Source organism: Streptomyces bottropensis ATCC 25435, from assembly GCF_000383595.1.
Lineage (GTDB): Bacteria > Actinomycetota > Actinomycetes > Streptomycetales > Streptomycetaceae > Streptomyces > Streptomyces bottropensis.
Genome location: NZ_KB911581.1, coordinates 6,565,053 through 6,585,324, shown reverse-complemented (window position 1 = coordinate 6,585,324; position 20,272 = coordinate 6,565,053). Strand labels below are relative to the sequence as shown.

Genomic DNA, 20,272 nt, shown 5'->3' with positions numbered 1-20,272 from the left:
CCGACAGGGTAGCGTCGACCCTGCCATGGAACTTGCCTACATTCCCAGCCCGTCGCGCGGGGTGCTCTACCTCGGTCCCGTCCCGCTGCGCGGCTACGCCTTCTGCATCATCATCGGTGTCTTCGTAGCCGTCTGGCTCGGCAACAAACGCTGGGTCGCCCGGGGCGGACAGGCCGGCACGATCGCCGACATCGCCGTCTGGGCCGTGCCCTTCGGCCTGGTCGGCGGGCGGCTCTACCACGTGATCACGGACTACGAGCTGTACTTCAGCGAGGGCCGTGACTGGGTCGACGCCTTCAAGGTCTGGGAGGGCGGGCTCGGTATCTGGGGCGCGATCGCGCTCGGCGCGGTGGGTGCGTGGATCGGCTGTCGCCGGCGCGGGATCCCGCTGCCCGCGTACGCCGACGCCGTCGCGCCCGGCATCGCCCTCGCGCAGGCGATCGGGCGGTGGGGCAACTGGTTCAACCAGGAGCTGTACGGCAAGCCGACCGATCTCCCGTGGGCCGTGGAGATCACCTCCTCCACGGACGGACGGCTGCCGGGCACGTACCACCCGACCTTCCTCTACGAGTCGCTGTGGTGCATCGGCGTCGCGCTCCTCGTCATCTGGGCGGACCGTCGCTTCACCCTCGGGCACGGGCGGGCGTTCGCGCTGTACGTCGCCTCGTACTGCGTCGGGCGGTTCTGGATCGAGTACATGCGGGTCGACGAGGCCCACCACATCCTCGGGCTGCGCCTGAACAACTGGACCGCGCTGCTCGTCTTCGTCCTCGCGGTGATCTATCTGGTCCTGTCGGCGCGGAAGCGGCCGGGGCGGGAAGAGGTCGTCGAGCCGGGCGTCTCCGACGGGAACGGGGACGAGGGCGCCGCCGCGGTGGACCGGAAGGACGACGGGGACTCGGAGTCGGCGGAGGCCTCGGGGAAGACCGACGCGAAGGATGTCGACGACGTCAAGGACGCCAAGAGCGTCAAGGGCAAGAGCGTCGAGGACAAGAGCGTCGAGGACGTCGAGAAGAAGAAGGATGCGGAAGTCTCCGACCCCGTGGTCGGGAAGAAGGCCGAGTCCGCGGAGAAGAGCTGACCCGTAGTTGTTCGAGCACCCATCTGCCCCTAAGGGGGCGGGTGGGCGCTTTGGGTTCGGGGCTGCTGCGGCTTCGATGGGGCTTCTCGCGCAGTTCCCGGCGCCCCTGAAGAACCAGGCCTGCGGGCCGGAGGCCTCGGCCCCGGCAGGTTGGACGCCGACCCCGCGAGTCTGAACGGCGTCGGGGCGCGGGGAACCACGCGGCACGTGGGTGTCAGTGTCTGGTGGGGCGGTTGGCCAAGGTCAGGGTTCTCTGGGCGGCGGCCACCACGGCCGGGTCGACGAAGCGGCCGTCGGGGAGGGCCTGGGCGCCGGGGGTGGTGGTCGCGGCTCTGAGGGTCTCCTCGGCCGATTCCACCTCCTGCGGGGTGGGGGCGTAGGCGCGCTCGATGACCGGGAGCTGGCGGGGGTGGATGGCGGCGCGGCCCAGGAAGCCGAGGGCGCGGCCGTGCGCACAGGAGACGGCCAGGCCTTCGAGGTCCCTGATGTCCGGGTGGATCGACTGGGCCGGTGAGGGGAGGCCCGCCGCGCGCGCCGCGAGGACCACCCGGGAGCGGGGCCAGTCGAGGGCCCGGTCGTGGTGGACGGCCAGGTCGGCGCGGAGGTCCGCCTCGCCCAGCGCCATGCCGCGCAGCGCGGGATGCGCGGTGGCGATGTCGTAGGCGCGTTCCACGCCCAGGGCCGATTCGAGGAGGGCGTACAGAGGGATCGGGCCCCCTTCCGCGTGAGCGGTCCCCTCCGCGACGGCGGTGACCTCGGCGGGGGAGGTGACCTTCGGGAGGCGGAGCCCCGACAGGCCGAGCAGGGGCGAGAGGGCCTTGAGGTCCTGTTCGGCGTCCGGGGTGTGCAGAGCGTTCACCCGTACGTGGACGGGCACGGGGGGCGGGGCCGAGAGCAGGTCGGCCGTGGCCGCGCGGGCGTAGGCCTTGCGCTCCGGGGCCACCGCGTCCTCCAGGTCCACGATCACCACGTCCGCGCCGGAGGCCAGGGCCTTGGTGACCACCTCCGGACGGTCGCCGGGGGCGTACAGCCAGGTCAGGGGGATGGGGTTCACAGGGCGCCCTCCTTGCGGAGGGTCTCGATGTCCGTGTCCGACAGGCCCAGTTCGGTGAGGACCGAGTCCGTGTCGGCGCCGTGGGCGCGGCCCGCCCAGCGGATCGAGCCGGGCGTGTCGGAGAGCCGGAAGAGGACGTTCTGCATGCGCAGCGGTCCGAGATCGGGGTCGTCCACGGTGGTGACGGTGTCCAGGGCCCGGTACTGGGGGTCGGCCATCACGTCGGTGATGTCCTGGATCGGGGCGACGGCCGCCTCCGCCTTCTCGAACACATCGATGACCTCCTCGCGGGTGCGGCGGGCGATCCACGCGCCGACCGCCTCGTCCAGGACGTCAGTGTGGCGGGCCCGCTCCGCCCCGGACGCGAACCAGGGCTCGTCGATCAGCTCGGGGCGGCCGACCAGGCGCATCACCCGTTCCGCGATCGACTGGGCGGAGGTGGAGACGGCCACCCAGGAGCCGTCCGCCGTGCGGTAGGTGTTGCGGGGAGCGTTGTTGGCGGAGCGGTTGCCGGTGCGGGACTGGACATGGCCGAGCTGGTCGTACCAGAGGGGTTGGGGGCCGAGGACGGTGAGGATCGGCTCGATGATCGCCATGTCGACCGTCTGCCCCTCGCCGGTCCGGTCACGCGCGGCGAGGGCGGTCATCACCGCGTACGCCGTCGCCAGTCCCGCGATCGAGTCGGCGAGGCCGAAGGGGGGCAGGACCGGTGGGGCGTCCGGCTCGCCGGTGATCGCGGCGAAGCCGCTCATCGCCTCGGCGAGCGTGCCGAAGCCGGGGCGGTGCGCGTACGGGCCGAACTGACCGAAGCCGGTGACCCGGGCGAGGACCAGGCGGGGGTTCACCGTCGACAGTTCCTTCCAGCCGAGGCCCCACTTCTCCAGGGTGCCGGGGCGGAAGTTCTCGATGACCACGTCGGCGGTGGCGGCCAGGCGCAGCAGGGTGTCCCGGCCGCCGGGGGTGGAGAGGTTCAGCGTCAGGGTGCGCTTGTTGCGGCCCAGCAGTTTCCACCACAGGCCCACGCCGTTCTTCGAGGGGCCGTGGCCGCGGGACGGGTCCGGCTTCGTGGGGTGCTCGACCTTGATGACCTCCGCGCCGAAGTCGCCGAGCATCGTGGCGGCGAGGGGACCGGCGAAGAGGGTGGCGAGGTCGAGGACGCGGAGGTGGGAGAGCGGGGGGTCGTACGCCTCGGTCATGGGTGGGGGATCTCCCGGAGGGTGAGGTGGGCCAGGGTGTCGAAGCCGGTGCCGTTGAAGTCGGCGATCGAGGTGGCCAGGCGGTTCTTGAGGGGGGCCGTCCAGCGCTCGGGGAGCGCGTCCGGGGAGCCGGCGAGCAGGCCGGCGATGCTGCCCGCCGTCGCGCCGTTGGAGTCGGTGTCCCAACCGCCGGACACCGCGCGGCAGATGGAGGCCGTGAAGTCGCCGTCGGCGTGGGTGAGGGCGGCGGTGAGCAGGGCCGTGTTGGGCAGGACGTGGACCCAGTGGTGGTCGGCGTAGGTGGCGTGGAGTTCGTCGACGACCGTGTCGAAGTCGCGGTGGGCGGTGGCCAGTCGCAGGGCGTGGCGGATCGCCTTCGCCAGGCGGGAGTCCGGGGGCACGACCGTGAGGCCGGTGCGCAGGCAGTGGTGGATGTCGTGGGTGCCGGTGGCCGCTTCCGCGATGGTGGCCGCGACGAACATCGCCGCGTGGACGCCGTTCGCGGTGTGGGTGAGGGTGGCGTCGCGGTGAGCCTGTTCGGCCGCGCCGGCCGGGTCGCCGGGGTTGGTCCAGCCGTGGACGTCGGCGCGGATCAGGGCGCCGATCCATTCGCGGAACGGGTTGCGGTGGCGGGCGGTGTGCGGGGGCTCGACGCCGCTGAGGAGGTTGCGGTAGGCGACGCGTTCGGCGGTGAAGGTGCGGCCCGCGGGGAGTTCGGCGAGCCAGAGCGTGGCCACGTCGGTGGTGGTGAAGTCGCGGCCGTGGCGGCTGAGTAGGAGGAGGTTCAGCAGGGGGTAGTTGAGGTCGTCGTCCTCGGGCATGCCGTCGATGTTCTCGGCGAGGGAGGTGGGGGCCGAGCGACGGTTCCAGGGGTGGGCGGTGAGGAGTTCCGCGGGGACGCCGCGGGCGGTGAACCAGGTGGTGAGGGGCCAGTTGCCGGCGGCCCTCGCGAGCGCGCGGATCGCGGACAGGGGGAGCTTCTCGACGGGTTTGCCGAGGAGGCAGCCGACGGCGCGGCCGAGCCAGGCGGCTTCCAGACGGGGGAGGTACGCGGCCGGGGTGGGGCGGGGTGGTGCGGGCGGGGCGCCGGGGGCGGACGGGGGCGCCGGCCAGTTCGGGCAGAGCGCCTTGATCCCGCTCAGGTCCGTCGGCTCCACCTCCCGCAACCCGCTCGGCAGGTCCGCCAGTTCGTCCAGCAGGTCCTCGGCGAGTTGCCGCAGGTAGCGGGAGACCCGCTGGGGGGAGGCGCCGGCGCGGAGGGGCGCCGGGGGGCCGCCGGCCGCGCGCCAGCGGGCCGCGACGGCCGAGGGCGCACGGCCGTCCTGTACCGCCTGGTGGAGTTCGTGACCGAGAAGATCCTCCGGCTGGACCCAGGTGAGACGGAGGGGGGCCAGGGGGGTCACCGGATCGAGGCCAGCGCGGCGAAGGCGGACTCGTGGGCCCGGCGGCGGCGTACGTCCTGCGCGTGGATCCGGCGGGCGACCTCCGCCAGGGTCGTGGCCGGCGCGTGCAGGTCCAGGCGGCTGGCCTCCGCCACGGTCTTGGCCCAGTCGGACGGGATCTCCGAGCCCAGCGCGCCCGCGAGGGCACCCGCCATCGTGGCGATCGAGTCGCAGTCGCGTCCGTAGTTCACCGAACCCAGGACCGCGTGGCGGTAGTCGCCGCGGGCCACCAGCAACATGCCGAGGGCGATGGGGAGTTCCTCGATGGCGTGCAGGCGGGAGGGGCGGCGGGCGCCCAGCGAGGGGGCGCGGTAGTCCGGGCCGACCGTGTCGAACGGGGCCACCGCCTCGCGGAGCGGCCGGAGCGCCGACTCGAAGTCCCTGAGGGGGGCGGCCACTTCGCACACGGCCTCGATCGCCGCGCGGGTGCCGTCCTTCGCCAGGGCCAGGCACGTCTCGATCACCGACTCGGCGGTCGCGCCCGGCGTGCACGCCGCCGCGACTCCCGCCGCGAACACGCCCGCCGCCTCCCTGCCGTACGACGACTGGTGGGCGCCCGCGATGTCGAGCGCCTCGGCGTACGCGCCGGGCGGATCGGCCGCGTTGACGAGGCCGACCGGGGCCATGTACATCGCGGCGCCGCAGTTGACGATGTTGCCGGTGCCGGCCTCGCGCGGGTCGACGTGGCCGTAGTGGATCCGGGCCACCAGCCACTTCTCGGCGAGGAAGACCCGCTGCAGGGGGAGGGCCTCCGCCTCCAGTTCGGGGATCCAGCGCGGGGTCGTCATCATGTCGGGCACCAGGTGCTCGGCGACGGCGTAGGCGTCCAGGTGGTCGCGTACGCGGTCGTACACCCGGATCAGCGCGTGGGTCATCAGGGTGTCGTCGGTGACGTGGCCGTCGCCCTTGTGGTACGGCGCGATGGGGCGGGCGGTGCGCCAGTCGTCGCCGTTCCAGGGGCCGACGACGCCATGGACGCGGCCGCCGTGGCGCTCGGCGATCTGCTCCGGGCTGTAGCCCTCGACCGGGCCGCCGAGCGCGTCGCCGACGGCGGCGCCGACCAGGGCGCCGGTGATGCGTTCTTCGAGGGTCACTGCGGTGGGGGGTTCCTTCGAGGGCGTCATGCCCGAATCATCCTCCGGGGGTGGCGAGTTCCGTGGTTGCGAGAAGTTCGGCGAGGTGTACGAGATCGGTGCCGGTGAGGCGGGGGAGGGCGCACCCGGAGAGGGTGCGGCAGGCGTTCCGCCAGGAGTCGGGGATGGCGGCGGCGCCGCCGAGCGCGCCGGTCAGGGCGCCGGCGAGGGCGGGGGCGGAGTCGGCGACGCGGGAGAGGCAGGCGGCGGCGGGGACCGCCTCGGCGATCCGGCCCTCGGCGGCGGTGGCCAGGGCGAGTGCCACGGGGACGGTTTCGGCGGCGGCGATGCCGTAGCTGTAGACGTGGTCGACGATCTGGTGCTCCAGGAGCGGGACCAGAGCGAAAGTTCCCTCTTCCCTGTGGCGGTGGGCGAGGTCCAGGGCATGGCGGGCGTTGCGGCCGATCTCCGTCTCGGCGGGGAGTTCGGCCAGGGCCGCCGCCGCGCAGTCGTCGACGTTCGCGCCGACGAGCGCCAGCGCGAGCGCGGCGGCCATCGCGCGTGCGCCGTGCACGCCGTCGCCGTCCTGGGTGTAGCGGGCGTCGAACTCGGCGAGATCGGCGGCGCGTCGGGGGTCGCCGGGGTGGGCCGCGGCGAGCACGCAGGCCCGTACGCAGGCCGCGTCGTCGAAGTAGTGCGGGTTGTCGTGGCCGGTGGCCGGTGGGCGCAGGCCGGTGGCCAGGTTGCCGAGGCCGGCGCGCACGGAGATACGGGCGCGCAGCGGGAGCACGGCGGACTCGACCTCGGGGGCGCGTTCGGCGGCTGCGGCGATCTCGCTGGCCACGGCGTTCCAGGAGAGGTCGATCGAGGCGCGGGTGCGGCGTTCCAGGCTGAGGTCGCCGAGGGCGGCGGCGTCGCCGGCGCGCAGCAGGGCCTCCGCGGCGAAGGCCGCCCATTCCGCGTCGTCGGAGGGGCCGAGGCGCAGGGGCTCGGGGGGCTGGTTGAGGGCGATGGGGACCGGGAGGGTGGTGGTGGCGTTCTGCTCGGCGAAGGTGTCCAGCTCACGGGTGAGACGGCGGGTCCACTCCGGCATGCGGGCGGCCCGGTGCCGGGCGGCGGGCCAGCCGGCGGCGTCGCCCGCGGCGAGGCCGAGCAGGAGGCCCTCGATGCGGGAGCCCCGCGGGGGGCGCGGCGTCATATCGTCCTCGGCCGCGCCTGCGGCCGGGTCGGTCCGGCCGCCCGCGCGGTGCGTGCGAATCTCGTCGTCGGGGGCGGGCGGCCCCTGCGCGGGGACCTCGCCGACGGCGACGGTGACCGCGGGTTCGGGGGTGGGGGTGGGTGACCCCGTCCCGGGGTGCTCGTGCGGCGGGTGGGCGGGCGTGAGCGCGGGCTCGTCGCGCGGCGTGTGCGCGGGCGTGAGCGCGAGCTCCTCGTCCGCCGTCGGCGTACCCGTCGGTGTACCCGTCGGCGTCGCCGTGCGCCGCGTGTCGTCGTCCTCCGTCGAGGGAGCCGTGGGTGTTGTCTCGTCCCACGGTGTCGGTGGGGTCATGAGAGGGTCTCCGGTCGGGTGGGCGGGGCCAGGGTGAAGGCGGTCGGGGGGCGCTCGTCGTGGGGGAGGGGGCTCGCGGTGGCGGTGGCCCACTTGCCGCCCTCGCCGGGGACCAGGAGTTCGGCCACGTCGAGGACGTGGTGGCCGGCCATGGAGGGAAGGCAGCTGCCTCGCGCCGGGCCGATGGCCGCCGCCCACTCGGGCGGGATCGAGGACGCGCCCCGGGTCGCCCCGGCCAGCGCGCCGGCGACGGCGGCGGTCGTGTCGGCGTCGCGGCCCATGTTGACCGCCGTCAGCACCGACTCGGTGAAGTCGCCGTCGGCCGCCGCGTAGGCGCCGAAGGCGAGGGCGACGGCCTCGGGGGCCAGGTCGGTCCAGGGATAGCCGCCGATGACCACGGCGGAGCGGACCGCGCGCTCGCCGCGGTGGGCGACCGCGACCGCCCGGCGCAGGGACCGGGCCGTCCAGGAGTCGTCCGGGACCACGGCGAGGGCCGACGCGACCACGGCGATCGTGGGGGCGCCCGCCATCGCCGCCGCCACCCCGGCCGCGACCGCCTGGCCGCCGTAGATGCCCTCGCCGTCGTGGCTGACCGACCCGTCGACGGCGACCAGACGGGCTGCCTCCGCCGGGCGGCCCGAGGCGAAGACGCCGAAGGGGGCCGCGCGCATGGCCAGTCCGTCGCTCCAGGCGTGCCGGTGCTGCGCGGAGATGGGGGCGGCGAGGCCCCGGCGGAGGTTCTCCAGGGTGCCGCGTTCGCTGAAGCCGGCGCCCCGGAAGGGGCCCTCGTCCCGGTCCGCGATCCATTGGTGCCAGGCCGTCTCCACATGCGTGACGGTGAGCGCCGAGCCGTGCCGGGCCAGCAGCAGCCCGGAGAAGATGGCGTACTCGGTGTCGTCCGTGCCCGAGGGGTGCTCGGCCACGTACCCCGTGATGCGCCCCCAGCGTGCGCGGATCTCGGAGGGTTTCATGTTCTCGGCGGGCGCCCCCAGCGCGTCCCCGACAGCGAGCCCGAGCATGGCCCCGCGTGCGCGCTCGCGCAGATCGGCGGCGTCCCCCGGCGCCGGTACCGAAGGAATGCAGGCGATGGAAGGCATATGGCGCCTCTCTGGCCCTGAGGGCAGGTCTGGCCTTGGGGCCCTTCCCGCCCGGTGGGCAGCTCGGGCCCGGCGGGCGGTCGATCCGCTCTGAAGATCTGCAGATGCGGAGATCCGACGATGTGGAGACCGAAGACTTCCGCTGTGAAGATCTCTGCCACACCGGGCACCCCACCGGCTGCCGGAACGCCCTCGTATCACCCGGTCGACATCTGTGCGGTGCCCTGTACGAATGAGCGGCGGGGGTTTCTCGAACAGTCGTCGGCCCGGGTGAGTGCCCAGGTAAGTACGGCCTTCCTTGCTGGCAGAAGCAATTTTCCGAGCGTACGTTCGACGTGAGGAAAGGGGCTTGACCGTGGCGATCATCGACACCGAGGCCGCGCTGCACGAGGCGCACCGTGACAACCACACCCACCGGGACGTGAACGGCGGCTGGCTGCGGCCCGCGGTGTTCGGGGCGATGGACGGGCTCGTGTCGAACCTGGCCCTGATGACCGGTGTCGCGGGCGGTTCGGCCGGCCGGGAGGCGGTCGTCGTCGCCGGGCTCGCGGGGCTCGCCGCCGGAGCCTTCTCCATGGCCGCCGGCGAATACACCTCCGTGGCCTCCCAGCGGGAACTCGTCGAGGCCGAACTCGACGTCGAGCGGCGGGAGTTGCGCAAGCATCCCAAGGACGAGGAGCAGGAGCTGGCCGCGCTCTACGAGAGCCGTGGGGTCGAGGCGGGACTCGCCCGAGAGGTCGCGCGCCAGCTCTCGCGCGACCCTGAGCAGGCGCTGGAGATCCACGCCCGGGAGGAACTGGGTATCGACCCCGGCGACCTCCCGTCGCCCGCCGTCGCCGCCGTGTCGAGCTTCGGCTCCTTCGCGCTGGGCGCCCTGCTGCCCGTACTGCCGTACCTGCTCGGCGCCGGCGCGCTCTGGCCCGCCGTGCTGGTGGCGCTCCTGGGACTCTTCGGGTGCGGGGCGGTGGTGGCCAGGGTGACGGCCAGGACCTGGTGGTTCAGCGGCCTGCGGCAGCTGGCGCTCGGGGGTGCCGCGGCGGGTGTGACGTACGCCCTGGGCAGCCTGATCGGAGCGGCCGTATGATGAATCGGATGGCTACGTATGCGTGGGACCGCATAAGTAGGCGTTACCAGGCGGTTTCGAATGCTTAACCGCTGGGCATGAGCCGTAAGCGCCGCAGGCAATGACGCCTGCCTAGCAACTGAAAGCAGTGGCGACGACGCCTTCTGCGCCCCCCCCGGTCTGCCGACATCGATCTGTCCGGTCGACCCCCTGGTCACGCCTGTCGAAGCCAGTTCACGCCACCGCGTGCGGTGCACCCCTCCGCGCCCGTGGCGTCCGCATGTTGGGACGAAGTATCCGCTTCCCGAGAACCGCTCCATCATGTAACCTGCACGAAATTTTGCACTTTCGCAGAGGGCCAACGTCGTCCCTCGGCACACGCTCCCCCAGAGCCTCAAGGGCCTGGGAGGTGCCCCCAGCCAGATGACGACGACGGGAGAGCCGATGCGTACGCCGCGCCAGCCGTCCCAGCACTCCACGAACGGCCAGAAGTGGTCCTTCATGGATGCTCGCCCTGCCGCGCAGGGTATGTACGACCCCCGCAACGAGCACGACGCCTGCGGCGTCGGCTTCGTGGCCACCCTCACCGGCGAGGCGAGCCATGCGCTGGTCGAGCAGGCGCTCACGGTTCTTCGCAACCTGGAGCACCGAGGGGCGACCGGTTCGGAGCCCGATTCGGGTGACGGCGCCGGCATTCTCTCGCAGGTCCCCGACACCTTCTTCCGCGAGGTGGCCGGTTTTGAGCTGCCCGAGGCCGGCTCCTACGCCGTCGGTATCGCCTTCCTGCCCGAGCACGGCGCCGACGAGGCCGTGGCCCGGATCGATGCCATCGCCGCCGACGAGGGCCTGACCGTCCTCGGCTGGCGCGAGGTGCCCGTCGCCCCCGGGCTGCTCGGTGCCACGGCCCGCTCCACGATGCCCTCCTTCCGTCAGGTCTTCGTCAGCGACGGCTCGGCCACGCCCGCCACGGGCATCGACCTCGACCGCAAGAGCTTCGTGCTGCGCAAGCGCGCCGAGCGCGAGGTCGACGTCTACTTCCCCTCGCTGTCCGCGCGGACCATCGTCTACAAGGGCATGCTGACCACCGGCCAGCTGGAGCCCTTCTTCCCGGACCTGTCCGACCGCCGCTTCGCCTCCGCGATCGCGCTCGTGCACTCCCGGTTCTCCACGAACACCTTCCCGTCGTGGCCGCTGGCCCACCCGTACCGCTTCGTCGCGCACAACGGCGAGATCAACACGGTCAAGGGCAACCGCAACTGGATGGTCGCCCGCGAGTCCCAGCTCGCCTCGAACCTCTTCGGTTCGCAGGAGACCCTGGACCGGATCTTCCCGATCTGTACGCCGGACGCCTCCGACTCGGCGTCCTTCGACGAGGTCCTGGAACTGCTCCACCTCGGTGGCCGCTCCCTGCCGCACTCCGTGCTGATGATGATCCCGGAGGCGTGGGAGAACCACGACACCATGGAGCCGGCCCGCCGCGCCTTCTACCAGTTCCACGCCACGATGATGGAGCCCTGGGACGGCCCGGCCTGCGTCACCTTCACCGACGGCCGTCAGGTCGGCGCGGTCCTGGACCGCAACGGCCTGCGCCCCGGCCGCTACTGGGTCACCGACGACGGCCTCGTCGTCCTCGGCTCCGAGGTCGGCGTCCTCGACATCGACCCCGCCAAGGTCGTCCGCAAGGGCCGCCTGCAGCCCGGCCGGATGTTCCTCGTCGACACCGTCGAGCACCGCATCATCGAGGACGACGAGATCAAGGCCCAGCTCGCCGCGGAGAACCCGTACGCGGAGTGGCTGGAGGCCGGCGAGATCGAGCTCTCCGACCTGCCCGAGCGCGAGCACATCGTGCACACCCACGCCTCGGTCACCCGCCGTCAGCAGACCTTCGGGTACACCGAGGAGGAGCTGCGCGTCATCCTCGCGCCGATGGCCAAGACCGGCGGCGAGCCGCTCGGTTCCATGGGCACGGACTCGCCGATCGCCGCGCTGTCCGCCCGTCCGCGGCTGCTGTTCGACTACTTCACCCAGCTGTTCGCGCAGGTCACCAACCCGCCGCTGGACGCCATCCGCGAGGAGCTCGTCACCTCCCTGCGCTCCTCGCTGGGCCCGCAGGGCAACCTCCTGGAGCCGACCGCCGCGTCGTGCCGCAGCGTCACCCTGCCCTTCCCGGTGATCGACAACGACGAGCTGGCCAAGCTCATCCACATCAACGCCGACGGCGACATGCCCGGTATGAAGGCCGCCACGCTGTCGGGTCTCTACCGGGTCTCCGGCGGCGGCGACGCCCTCGCCGCGCGCATCGAGGAGATCTGCGCCGAGGCCGACGCCGCCATCGACAACGGCGCCAGGCTGATCGTCCTGTCCGACCGCCACTCCGACGCCGAGCACGCGCCGATCCCGTCGCTGCTGCTCACCGCGGCCGTCCACCACCACCTCATCCGCACCAAGCAGCGCACCCAGGTGGGCCTGCTGGTCGAGGCCGGTGACGTCCGCGAGGTCCACCACGTCGCCCTGCTCGTCGGCTTCGGCGCCGCGGCCGTCAACCCGTACCTGGCGATGGAGTCCGTCGAGGACCTCGTCCGTGCCGGAACGTTCCTGTCCGACATCGAGGCCGAGCAGGCCATCCGCAACCTGATCTACGCCCTCGGCAAGGGCGTCCTCAAGGTCATGTCGAAGATGGGCATCTCCACCGTCGCCTCCTACCGGGGTGCCCAGGTCTTCGAGGCCGTCGGCCTCGCGGACGACTTCGTCGAGAAGTACTTCAACGGCACGGCCACCAAGATCGGCGGCGTCGGCATCGACGTCATCGCCAAGGAGGTCGCCGCCCGCCACGCCAAGGCGTACCCGGCCAGCGGCATCGCGCCGGCCCACCGCGCCCTGGAGATAGGCGGCGAGTACCAGTGGCGCCGCGAGGGCGAGCCGCACCTGTTCGACCCGGAGACGGTCTTCCGCCTCCAGCACTCCACGCGCACGCGCCGCTACGACATCTTCAAGAAGTACACGGACCGCGTGAACGAGCAGTCCGAGCGCCTGATGACGCTGCGCGGCCTGTTCGGTTTCAAGGCGACGGAGGGCCGCGCCCCGATCTCCGTCGACGAGGTCGAGCCGGTCTCCGAGATCGTCAAGCGCTTCTCGACCGGCGCCATGTCGTACGGCTCCATCTCCAAGGAGGCGCACGAGACCCTCGCCATCGCCATGAACCAGCTGGGCGGCAAGTCCAACACCGGTGAGGGCGGCGAGGACCCGGACCGTCTGTACGACCCGGCGCGGCGCTCGTCGATCAAGCAGGTCGCCTCCGGCCGCTTCGGCGTGACCTCCGAGTACCTGGTCAACGCGGACGACATCCAGATCAAGATGGCCCAGGGCGCCAAGCCCGGCGAGGGCGGTCAGCTGCCCGGCCACAAGGTCTACCCGTGGGTCGCCAAGACGCGTCACTCGACGCCGGGCGTGGGCCTCATCTCCCCGCCGCCGCACCACGACATCTACTCCATCGAGGACCTGGCCCAGCTGATCCACGACCTGAAGAACGCGAACCCGCGGGCGCGGATCCACGTGAAGCTGGTCTCCGAGGTCGGTGTCGGCACGGTCGCCGCGGGTGTCTCCAAGGCGCACGCGGACGTCGTCCTCATCTCGGGCCACGACGGCGGTACGGGCGCCTCCCCGCTGACCTCGCTCAAGCACGCCGGTGGTCCCTGGGAGCTGGGCCTCGCCGAGACCCAGCAGACGCTGCTGCTCAACGGCCTGCGCGACCGCATCGTCGTCCAGACCGACGGCCAGCTCAAGACCGGCCGTGACGTCGTCATCGCCGCGCTCCTCGGCGCCGAGGAGTTCGGCTTCGCGACCGCGCCGCTGGTCGTCTCCGGCTGCGTCATGATGCGTGTCTGCCACCTGGACACCTGCCCGGTCGGCATCGCCACCCAGAACCCGGTGCTCCGCGACCGGTTCTCCGGCAAGGCCGAGTACGTCGTGAACTTCTTCGAGTTCATCGCCGAGGAGGTCCGCGAGATCCTCGCCGAGCTGGGCTTCCGCTCCATCGAGGAGGCCGTCGGCCACGCCGAGACGCTCGACGTGACCCGCGCGGTCGACCACTGGAAGGCGCAGGGCCTGGACCTGGAGCCGCTCTTCTACGTGCCCGAGCTGCCCGAGGGCGCGGCGCTCCACCAGGTGATCGAGCAGGACCACGGCCTGGAGAAGGCCCTCGACAACGAGCTGATCAAGCTCGCGGCCGACGCGCTGGCCGCCTCGGACGCCACCGACGCCCAGCCGGTCCGCGCCCAGATCAAGGTCCGCAACATCAACCGCACGGTCGGCACCATGCTCGGCCACGAGGTGACGAAGAAGTTCGGCGGCGCGGGTCTGCCCGACGACACCATCGACATCACCTTCACCGGCTCGGCGGGCCAGTCCTTCGGCGCCTTCCTCCCGCGCGGTGTCACGCTGCGCCTGGAGGGCGACTCCAACGACTACGTCGGCAAGGGTCTCTCCGGCGGCCGGGTGATCGTCCGTCCCGACCGGGGCGCCGACCACCTCGCCGAGTTCTCGACCATCGCGGGCAACACCATCGCCTACGGCGCGACCGGCGGCGAACTGTTCCTCCGCGGTCGTACGGGTGAGCGGTTCTGTGTCCGCAACTCCGGCGCCCTGGTGGTGGCCGAGGGCGTGGGCGACCACGGCTGCGAGTACATGACCGGCGGCCACGCGGTCGTCCTCGGCGAGACGGGCCGCAACTTCGCGGCCGGTATGTCCGGCGGCATCGCCTACGTCATCGACCTGGAGCGCGACAACGTCAACGTCGGCAACCTGGGTGCCGTCGAGGCCCTCGACGACACCGACAAGCAGTGGCTGCACGACGTGGTGCGCCGCCACGCCGAGGAGACCGGCTCCACGGTCGCCGAGAAGCTGCTCGCCGACTGGCCCGTCGCCGTGGCGCGCTTCAGCAAGATCATCCCCAGCACGTACAAGGCAGTGCTCGCCGCCAAGGCCGCCGCCGAGCAGGCCGGTCTTTCCGAGACCGAGATCACCGAGAAGATGATGGAGGCGGCGATCAATGGCTGACCCGAAGGGCTTCCTGAACCACGGGCGCGAGGTCGCCAAGTCCCGCCCCGTCGACGTACGCCTGAAGGACTGGAACGAGGTCTACGTCCCGGGTTCGCTGCTCCCGATCATCTCGAAGCAGGCGTCCCGCTGCATGGACTGCGGCATCCCGTTCTGTCACAACGGCTGTCCGCTCGGGAACCTCATCCCCGAGTGGAACGACTACGCCTACCGCGAGGACTGGGCGGCGGCGTCGGAGCGGCTGCACGCCACGAACAACTTCCCGGAGTTCACCGGGCGGCTGTGCCCGGCCCCGTGCGAGTCGGCGTGCGTGCTCGGCATCAACCAGCCGGCCGTCACCATCAAGAACGTCGAGGTCTCCATCATCGACAAGGCGTGGGACAGCGGCGACGTCGCGGCCCAGGCCCCGGAGCGCCTGTCCGGCAAGACCGTCGCGGTCATCGGCTCGGGCCCGGCGGGTCTGGCCGCCGCCCAGCAGCTGACGCGGGCCGGTCACACGGTCGCGGTGTACGAGCGCGCGGACCGCGTCGGCGGTCTGCTCCGCTACGGCATCCCCGAGTTCAAGATGGAGAAGCGGCACATCAACCGCCGCATCGAGCAGATGCGCGCGGAGGGCACCCGCTTCCGTACGGGCATCGAGATCGGCCGCGACCTCAAGGCCACGGACCTGAAGAAGCGGTACGACGCCGTCGTCATCGCCGCGGGCGCCACCACCGCCCGTGACCTCCCGGTCCCCGGCCGCGAACTGGCCGGCATCCACCAGGCCATGGAGTACCTGCCGCTGGCCAACAAGGTCCAGGAGGGCGACTTCGTGACGCCCCCCATCACGGCCGAGGGCAAGCACGTCGTGGTCATCGGCGGCGGCGACACGGGCGCGGACTGCGTGGGCACCGCCCACCGGCAGGGCGCGGCCTCCGTGACGCAGCTGGAGATCATGCCGCAGCCGGGCGAGGACCGTGCCGCGAACCAGCCGTGGCCGACCTTCCCCATGCTCTACAAGGTCACGAGCGCGCACGAGGAGGGCGGTGAGCGGGTCTACTCCGTCTCCACCACCCACTTCGAGGGCGACGAGGACGGCAACGTCCAGTTCCTGCACCTCACCGAGGTCGAGTTCATCGACGGCAGGCTGACCCCGAAGCCGGGCACGGAGCGCAGGATCCCCGCCCAGCTGGTGACGCTGGCCATGGGCTTCACGGGCACGGACCGCGAGAACGGTCTCGTGGACCAGTTCGGCCTGGACCTCGACGAGCGCGGCAACATCGCCCGCGACGCCGACTTCCAGACCAACGTGCCGGGTGTGTTCGTCGCCGGTGACGCGGGCCGCGGCCAGTCCCTCATCGTCTGGGCGATCGCCGAGGGCCGCTCCGCGGCCCGGGGCTGCGACCGCTTCCTGACGGGCGCGAGCGAACTGCCGGCACCGATCCGGCCGACGGACCGCTCGCTGATGGTCTGATCCCCGGACCTCCCCACACGTCCCGTACAACGGCGTACGGAACACAGACGGCGCCTGCCCGCCAGTCCCCGACCGGACGACTGGGCAGGCGCTGTCGCACGTCCGGGGACCGACGGGAGCGGGGCTGAGCAGGAGAGGCGGCTCGGCTCGCAGGGAGCGGGGCCGCCGCCCGGTGGCCGCCGCCCGGTCAGGCCGTCATCGCCGCGACCCTGAGGACCGCCGCCACCACCAACAACGCCGCCAACGCCGCGCAGGCCCCCGCCTGCACCAGCACCCGCCGCCGGTCCCGAGGCGCGTAGGCCAACGCCAGGGCGGTCAGACCGCCGGTCAGCAGGCCGCCGAGGTGCCCCTGCCAGGACGTCACGACCGCCGAGACGACCAGCCACACCAGCAGACCGGCCATGAAGCGGTTGAGCCCGGCCGCGTCGGCGCCCAGGCGGCGGGCCAGGACGTAGTACGCGGTGCACACGCCGAAGATCGCGCCGGAGGCGCCGACCGTGCTGGTGTCGGGCGCCAGGAGGAGCACGAGGACGGAGCCGCCGAGAGCGGAGAGGAGATAGAGGGCGAGGTAACGGGCGCGGCCGAGCTGGGCCTCGACGATCCTGCCGACGTTCCACAGCGTGACCATGTTCATCACGATGTGGAGGATGCCGAACGTGCCCTCGGTGGGCGGGAGATGGAGGAAGGCACCGGTGAGCAGGCGGTACCACTCGCCGTCGGCCACGCCTTCGAGGTGGAAGTCGGCGGGGTAGGCGCTCTGCCAGACGTAGTGGAGCCCGTCCGGGCCGAGCAGACCCCGGCCGAGCATCGCGAAGTCGTCCACGACCTGCTCGCGGAGCAGTTCGGCGACGTAGGCCATGACGTTCAGACCGATCAGGACGTACGTCACCAGCGGGACGGCCGAGATCCGGCCGCCGAAGGCGGTGCGGGCCTGCCGGACCCCTCTCGCGCCCTCCTTCACACACTCGGGGCACTGGTGGCCCACGGCCGCGTCGCGCATGCAGTCCGGACAGATGAACCGTTCGCAGCGCGTGCAGCGGACGTACGACTCCACTTTCGGGTGGCGGTAGCAGGTGGTGACGACGGGCTCGGACGACGACGGGGACTCGGGTTCCACGGCCGGCTCCTTGGGGGTGCGGGGCTGATGACGAGCCGGTGAGGACGGCGGCGAACAAAATAGCGAACGATCAGGACAGAGGGGACAGGGGGAGTGCCCTAACCTCGGGGCTGCCGCAGCGCCTTGAGGTCAGGAGGACCGCCGTATGTCCGCGATCAGTCTCACCAAGATGCTGGAGACCGCCCCCGCCCTCGTGGACCTCTACAAGGCGGCCGGGGCCTGCCTCGACCGGCACGGGCTGCGGGGACAGCGGGCCGCCGTCTATCTCGTGATCGACCACAGCGGGTCCATGCGGCCCTACTACAAGGACGGCAGCGTGCAGGCCCTCGCCGACCGGGTGCTCGGGCTGTCCGCGCAACTCGACGACGACGGCAGCGTGCCGGTCGTCTTCTTCTCTACCGGCATCGACGCGGTCACGGAGATCACCCTGGCCGATCACCACGGCCGGATCGATCGCATCGTGGCCGGGCTCGGGCACATGGGGAAGACCGACTACCACCTGGCCATGGACGCCGTCATCGACCACTACCTCGACTGTGGCGCCGAGGACCCGGCGCTCGTGGTGTTCCAGACGGACGGCGGGCCCACCAGCAGGCTCGCCGCCGAACGGTACCTGTGCAAAGCCGCCCGCCTCCCCCTCTTCTGGCGGTTCATCGGCTTCGGCGACCCCGACAGCAGGCAGTTCGACTTCCTGCGCCGGCTCGACGACCTGGCCGTCCCGGGGAAGCGTGTCGTCGACAACGCCGGCTTCTTCCACGCCGGCTCGGATCCGCGGACCGTCTCCGACGGCGAGTTGTACGACCGGCTGGTGGGGGAGTTCCCGAAGTGGCTGGCGGCGGCTCGGGCCGAGGGCATCGTCGCCTGAGGGCGCCCCGGGCAATCAGCGGAGGCGACCGGCGCCGAGCACCGCGGCGCGGCACTCGGCCGGGGTGCCCCAGGCCGTCCGGAGCGCCCGCGCCCTGGTCAGCCAGAGGGACAGGTCGTACTCCGCCGTGTATCCGATCGCGCCGTGCAGCTGCAGCGCCGTGCGCGCGGTCGCGTACGCCGCCTCGCACGCCATCACCTTGGCCGCCGCCGCATCCGCCGGGTCCAGGGTGACCGCCGCCCCGAAGACCAGCGGACGCGCGAACTCCAGCGCCACCTTCGCGTCCGCCAGCCGGTGCTTCACCGCCTGGAACGAGCCGATCGGCACGCCGAACTGGGTGCGCCGGCGGACGTGCACGACCGTCCTGTCCAGGAGTGCGAGTCCCACGCCGAGGGCTTGCGCGGCCACGGCCACACGGGCCCAGGTGAGGGCATGGGTGAGGGAGGACGGGGTCGTGGGGAGGAGCTCGCCGCCGGGGGAGAGGGGGGTCAGACGGCGGGCCGGGTCCAGGGAGGGGCGGACGGGGCCGTGGCCGGGGGAGAGGCGCAGCTCGCCCCTGTCCCGGTCGAGCGAGAGGCGAATCGTCGCCGCGTCCCCGTCCAGCGCGTACGACCCCGGCGCCGGTGCCGCCGTGGCCATCGCCCTGCCGGACAGCAGCGCCGGGAGCAGGCGCGCTGCCGGGTTCGGGTCCTGGAGGGAGGTCAGGAGGACCGCCGCGGTCGCCGTCTCCACGAGAGGGCCCGGCACCGCGTGCCGCCCCAGTTCCACGAAGGCCACGGCCAGTTCGACGGGAAGGGGGCCGACCCCCTCGTACGCCTCCGGCGCCGCCAGCGCGAACACCCCGGCCTCCGCCACCCGGGACCACAGCGCCCGCCCGGCCCGGTGCTCGCCCTGCCCCCACGCCCGTACGACCGAGGGGGTGTCGGCCGCCGTCAGCATGGCGTCCAGCGACTTGGCGAACGCCCGCTGCTCGGTGTCCAGGAGGAAGCGCATCAGTGGCGGCCCTTCAGGAGGGGATCAGGCATCAGCGGCGGCCCTTCGGCAGGCCGAGGAGGCGTTCGGCGATGATGTCGCGCTGGATCTCGTTGGTGCCGGCGTAGATCGGGCCCGCCAGGGCGAAGACATAGCCCTCGGACCAGTCGGTGTCCGCCGACTCGCCCTCCTCGCCGAGCAGGTCGAGCGCCGTCTCGTGCAGCTCCAGGTCCAGCTCGGACCAGAAGACCTTGTTCAGGCTGGACTCCGGGCCGACCGGCGCGCCCTCCAGGAAGCGGGAGGCGGCCGCGTAGGTGAACAGCTGGTAGGCGCGGGCGCCGATCACCGCGTCCGCCACCCGGTCGCGGGCGGACGCCGGGCTTCCCTGGGCCCGCCACAGGCCGAGCAGCCGGTCCGCGGAGGCCAGGAAGCGGCCCGGGGGGCGGAGCGTCAGGCCGCGTTCGTTGCCGGCGGTGGACATGGCGATGCGCCAGCCCCGGCCGGGCTCGCCGATCACGTCCTCGTCCGGCACGAACACGTCGTCGAGGAAGAGTTCGGCGAAGGCGGGCTTGCCGTCCAGACGGCCGATCGGGCGGACCGTCACGCCCGGTGCACGCAGGTCGAACATCAGATACGTCAGGCCCTGATGGGGTTGCGGGGCGCCCGGCTCACTGCGGAACAGGCCGAACGCCCGGTCCGCGAAGGCGGCCCGCGAGGACCAGGTCTTCTGCCCGGTCAGCAGCCAGCCCCCGTTGGTACGCACGGCCCTGGAGGTGAGCGAGGCGAGGTCCGACCCGGCCTCGGGCTCCGACCAGGCCTGCGCCCACACCACCTCGCCGGAGGCCATCGGGGGCAGTACGCGGGCCCGCTGTTCCTGGGTGCCGTGGTCGAAGAGGGTCGGGGCGAGGAGGCTGATGCCGTTCTGGCCCACCCGGCCCGGGGCGCCCGCCGCGTAGTACTCCTCCTCGAAGACCAGTCTCCGCAGCAGGCCCGCGTCACGGCCGCCGTACGCGGCCGGCCAGTCGACCACCGACCAGCGGTCGGCGGCCAGTTCGGCCTCCCAGCGGCGGTGTGCGGCGAAGCCCTCCGCCGTCTCCAGGGAGGGCAGCGGCTCGGGTGGGACATGGGCGCGCAGCCAGGCGCGGGCCTCGGCGCGGAAGGCCTCGTCGGCGGGGGGATGGGCCAGGTCCATGGGGCGCCCTTCTTTGCCCGGCCGGCCGGCGGCCTGGCTGCCTGGTCGGCGCTGACGGGCTGA

14 protein-coding genes are annotated in these 20,272 nt (G+C 72.5%); 5 read left to right on the top strand and 9 right to left on the bottom strand.

Annotated elements, in window-relative coordinates:
- Positions 1 to 25: 25 nt before the first annotated feature.
- A complete protein-coding gene (gene lgt / locus STRBO_RS0129350) occupies positions 26 to 1,081 on the top strand; it encodes a prolipoprotein diacylglyceryl transferase (RefSeq protein ID WP_051085294.1) in 1,056 nt (351 codons plus the stop codon).
- Between the two features lie 214 nt (positions 1,082 to 1,295).
- Here the strand turns inward: lgt and STRBO_RS0129345 are convergent, their stop codons facing one another.
- The 6 genes from STRBO_RS0129345 to STRBO_RS0129320 are packed head-to-tail and all read right to left on the bottom strand — an operon-like array spanning position 1,296 to position 8,492.
- On the bottom strand, positions 1,296 to 2,135 hold the full coding sequence (locus STRBO_RS0129345) for an HpcH/HpaI aldolase/citrate lyase family protein (protein ID WP_005478123.1): 840 nt from the start codon (positions 2,133 to 2,135) through the stop codon (positions 1,296 to 1,298).
- Entirely contained in the window at positions 2,132 to 3,331 is a 1,200-nt protein-coding gene (locus tag STRBO_RS0129340; protein ID WP_005478122.1) for a CaiB/BaiF CoA transferase family protein, read from the bottom strand. The genes STRBO_RS0129345 and STRBO_RS0129340 overlap by 4 nt, the downstream gene beginning before the upstream one ends.
- Positions 3,328 to 4,734 (bottom strand): ADP-ribosylglycohydrolase family protein, encoded by a 1,407-nt coding sequence (locus STRBO_RS0129335; RefSeq protein WP_005478121.1) that lies wholly within the window; start codon positions 4,732 to 4,734, stop codon positions 3,328 to 3,330. The genes STRBO_RS0129340 and STRBO_RS0129335 overlap by 4 nt, the downstream gene beginning before the upstream one ends.
- Positions 4,731 to 5,897, bottom strand: coding sequence for an ADP-ribosylglycohydrolase family protein (locus STRBO_RS0129330; RefSeq protein WP_020665625.1), 1,167 nt, complete (start codon positions 5,895 to 5,897; stop codon positions 4,731 to 4,733). Before STRBO_RS0129330 ends, STRBO_RS0129335 begins: the two co-directional genes overlap by 4 nt.
- A 7-nt stretch (positions 5,898 to 5,904) precedes the next feature.
- The gene (locus tag STRBO_RS0129325; RefSeq protein ID WP_005478118.1) at positions 5,905 to 7,395 is read right to left on the bottom strand and encodes an ADP-ribosylglycohydrolase family protein; all 1,491 of its coding nucleotides are present in this window, start codon (positions 7,393 to 7,395) and stop codon (positions 5,905 to 5,907) included.
- Positions 7,392 to 8,492 (bottom strand): ADP-ribosylglycohydrolase family protein, encoded by a 1,101-nt coding sequence (locus STRBO_RS0129320; RefSeq protein WP_005478116.1) that lies wholly within the window; start codon positions 8,490 to 8,492, stop codon positions 7,392 to 7,394. The genes STRBO_RS0129325 and STRBO_RS0129320 overlap by 4 nt, the downstream gene beginning before the upstream one ends.
- Positions 8,493 to 8,847: 355 nt before the next feature.
- Between STRBO_RS0129320 and STRBO_RS0129315 the strand changes: the two genes are divergently transcribed.
- From STRBO_RS0129315 to STRBO_RS0129305, 3 genes are all read left to right on the top strand, one after another.
- Positions 8,848 to 9,576, top strand: a complete 729-nt coding sequence (locus STRBO_RS0129315; RefSeq protein WP_028796905.1) for a VIT1/CCC1 transporter family protein — start codon at positions 8,848 to 8,850, stop codon at positions 9,574 to 9,576.
- A gap of 423 nt (positions 9,577 to 9,999) precedes the next feature.
- Positions 10,000 to 14,610, top strand: a complete 4,611-nt coding sequence (gene gltB, locus STRBO_RS0129310; RefSeq protein WP_005478108.1) for a glutamate synthase large subunit — start codon at positions 10,000 to 10,002, stop codon at positions 14,608 to 14,610.
- Positions 14,603 to 16,063, top strand: a complete 1,461-nt coding sequence (locus STRBO_RS0129305; protein ID WP_005478106.1) for a glutamate synthase subunit beta — start codon at positions 14,603 to 14,605, stop codon at positions 16,061 to 16,063. The genes gltB and STRBO_RS0129305 overlap by 8 nt, the downstream gene beginning before the upstream one ends.
- 187 nt (positions 16,064 to 16,250) lie before the next feature.
- Here the strand turns inward: STRBO_RS0129305 and STRBO_RS0129300 are convergent, their stop codons facing one another.
- The gene (locus tag STRBO_RS0129300) at positions 16,251 to 17,180 is read right to left on the bottom strand and encodes a rhomboid family intramembrane serine protease (protein WP_005478104.1); all 930 of its coding nucleotides are present in this window, start codon (positions 17,178 to 17,180) and stop codon (positions 16,251 to 16,253) included.
- Positions 17,181 to 17,325: 145 nt separating this feature from the next.
- On the opposite strand from STRBO_RS0129300, the gene STRBO_RS0129295 reads away from it, so the two are divergent.
- Positions 17,326 to 18,045 (top strand): vWA domain-containing protein, encoded by a 720-nt coding sequence (locus tag STRBO_RS0129295; RefSeq protein ID WP_005478103.1) that lies wholly within the window; start codon positions 17,326 to 17,328, stop codon positions 18,043 to 18,045.
- Between the two features lie 15 nt (positions 18,046 to 18,060).
- Here STRBO_RS0129295 and STRBO_RS0129290 read toward each other — a convergent pair whose 3' ends face one another.
- The gene (locus STRBO_RS0129290; protein WP_005478101.1) at positions 18,061 to 19,038 is read right to left on the bottom strand and encodes an acyl-CoA dehydrogenase family protein; all 978 of its coding nucleotides are present in this window, start codon (positions 19,036 to 19,038) and stop codon (positions 18,061 to 18,063) included.
- Positions 19,039 to 19,069: 31 nt separating this feature from the next.
- Complete coding sequence (locus STRBO_RS0129285) at positions 19,070 to 20,209, bottom strand: acyl-CoA dehydrogenase family protein (RefSeq protein ID WP_005478100.1); 1,140 nt, start codon at positions 20,207 to 20,209, stop codon at positions 19,070 to 19,072.
- Between the last annotated feature and the right edge of the window lie 63 nt (positions 20,210 to 20,272).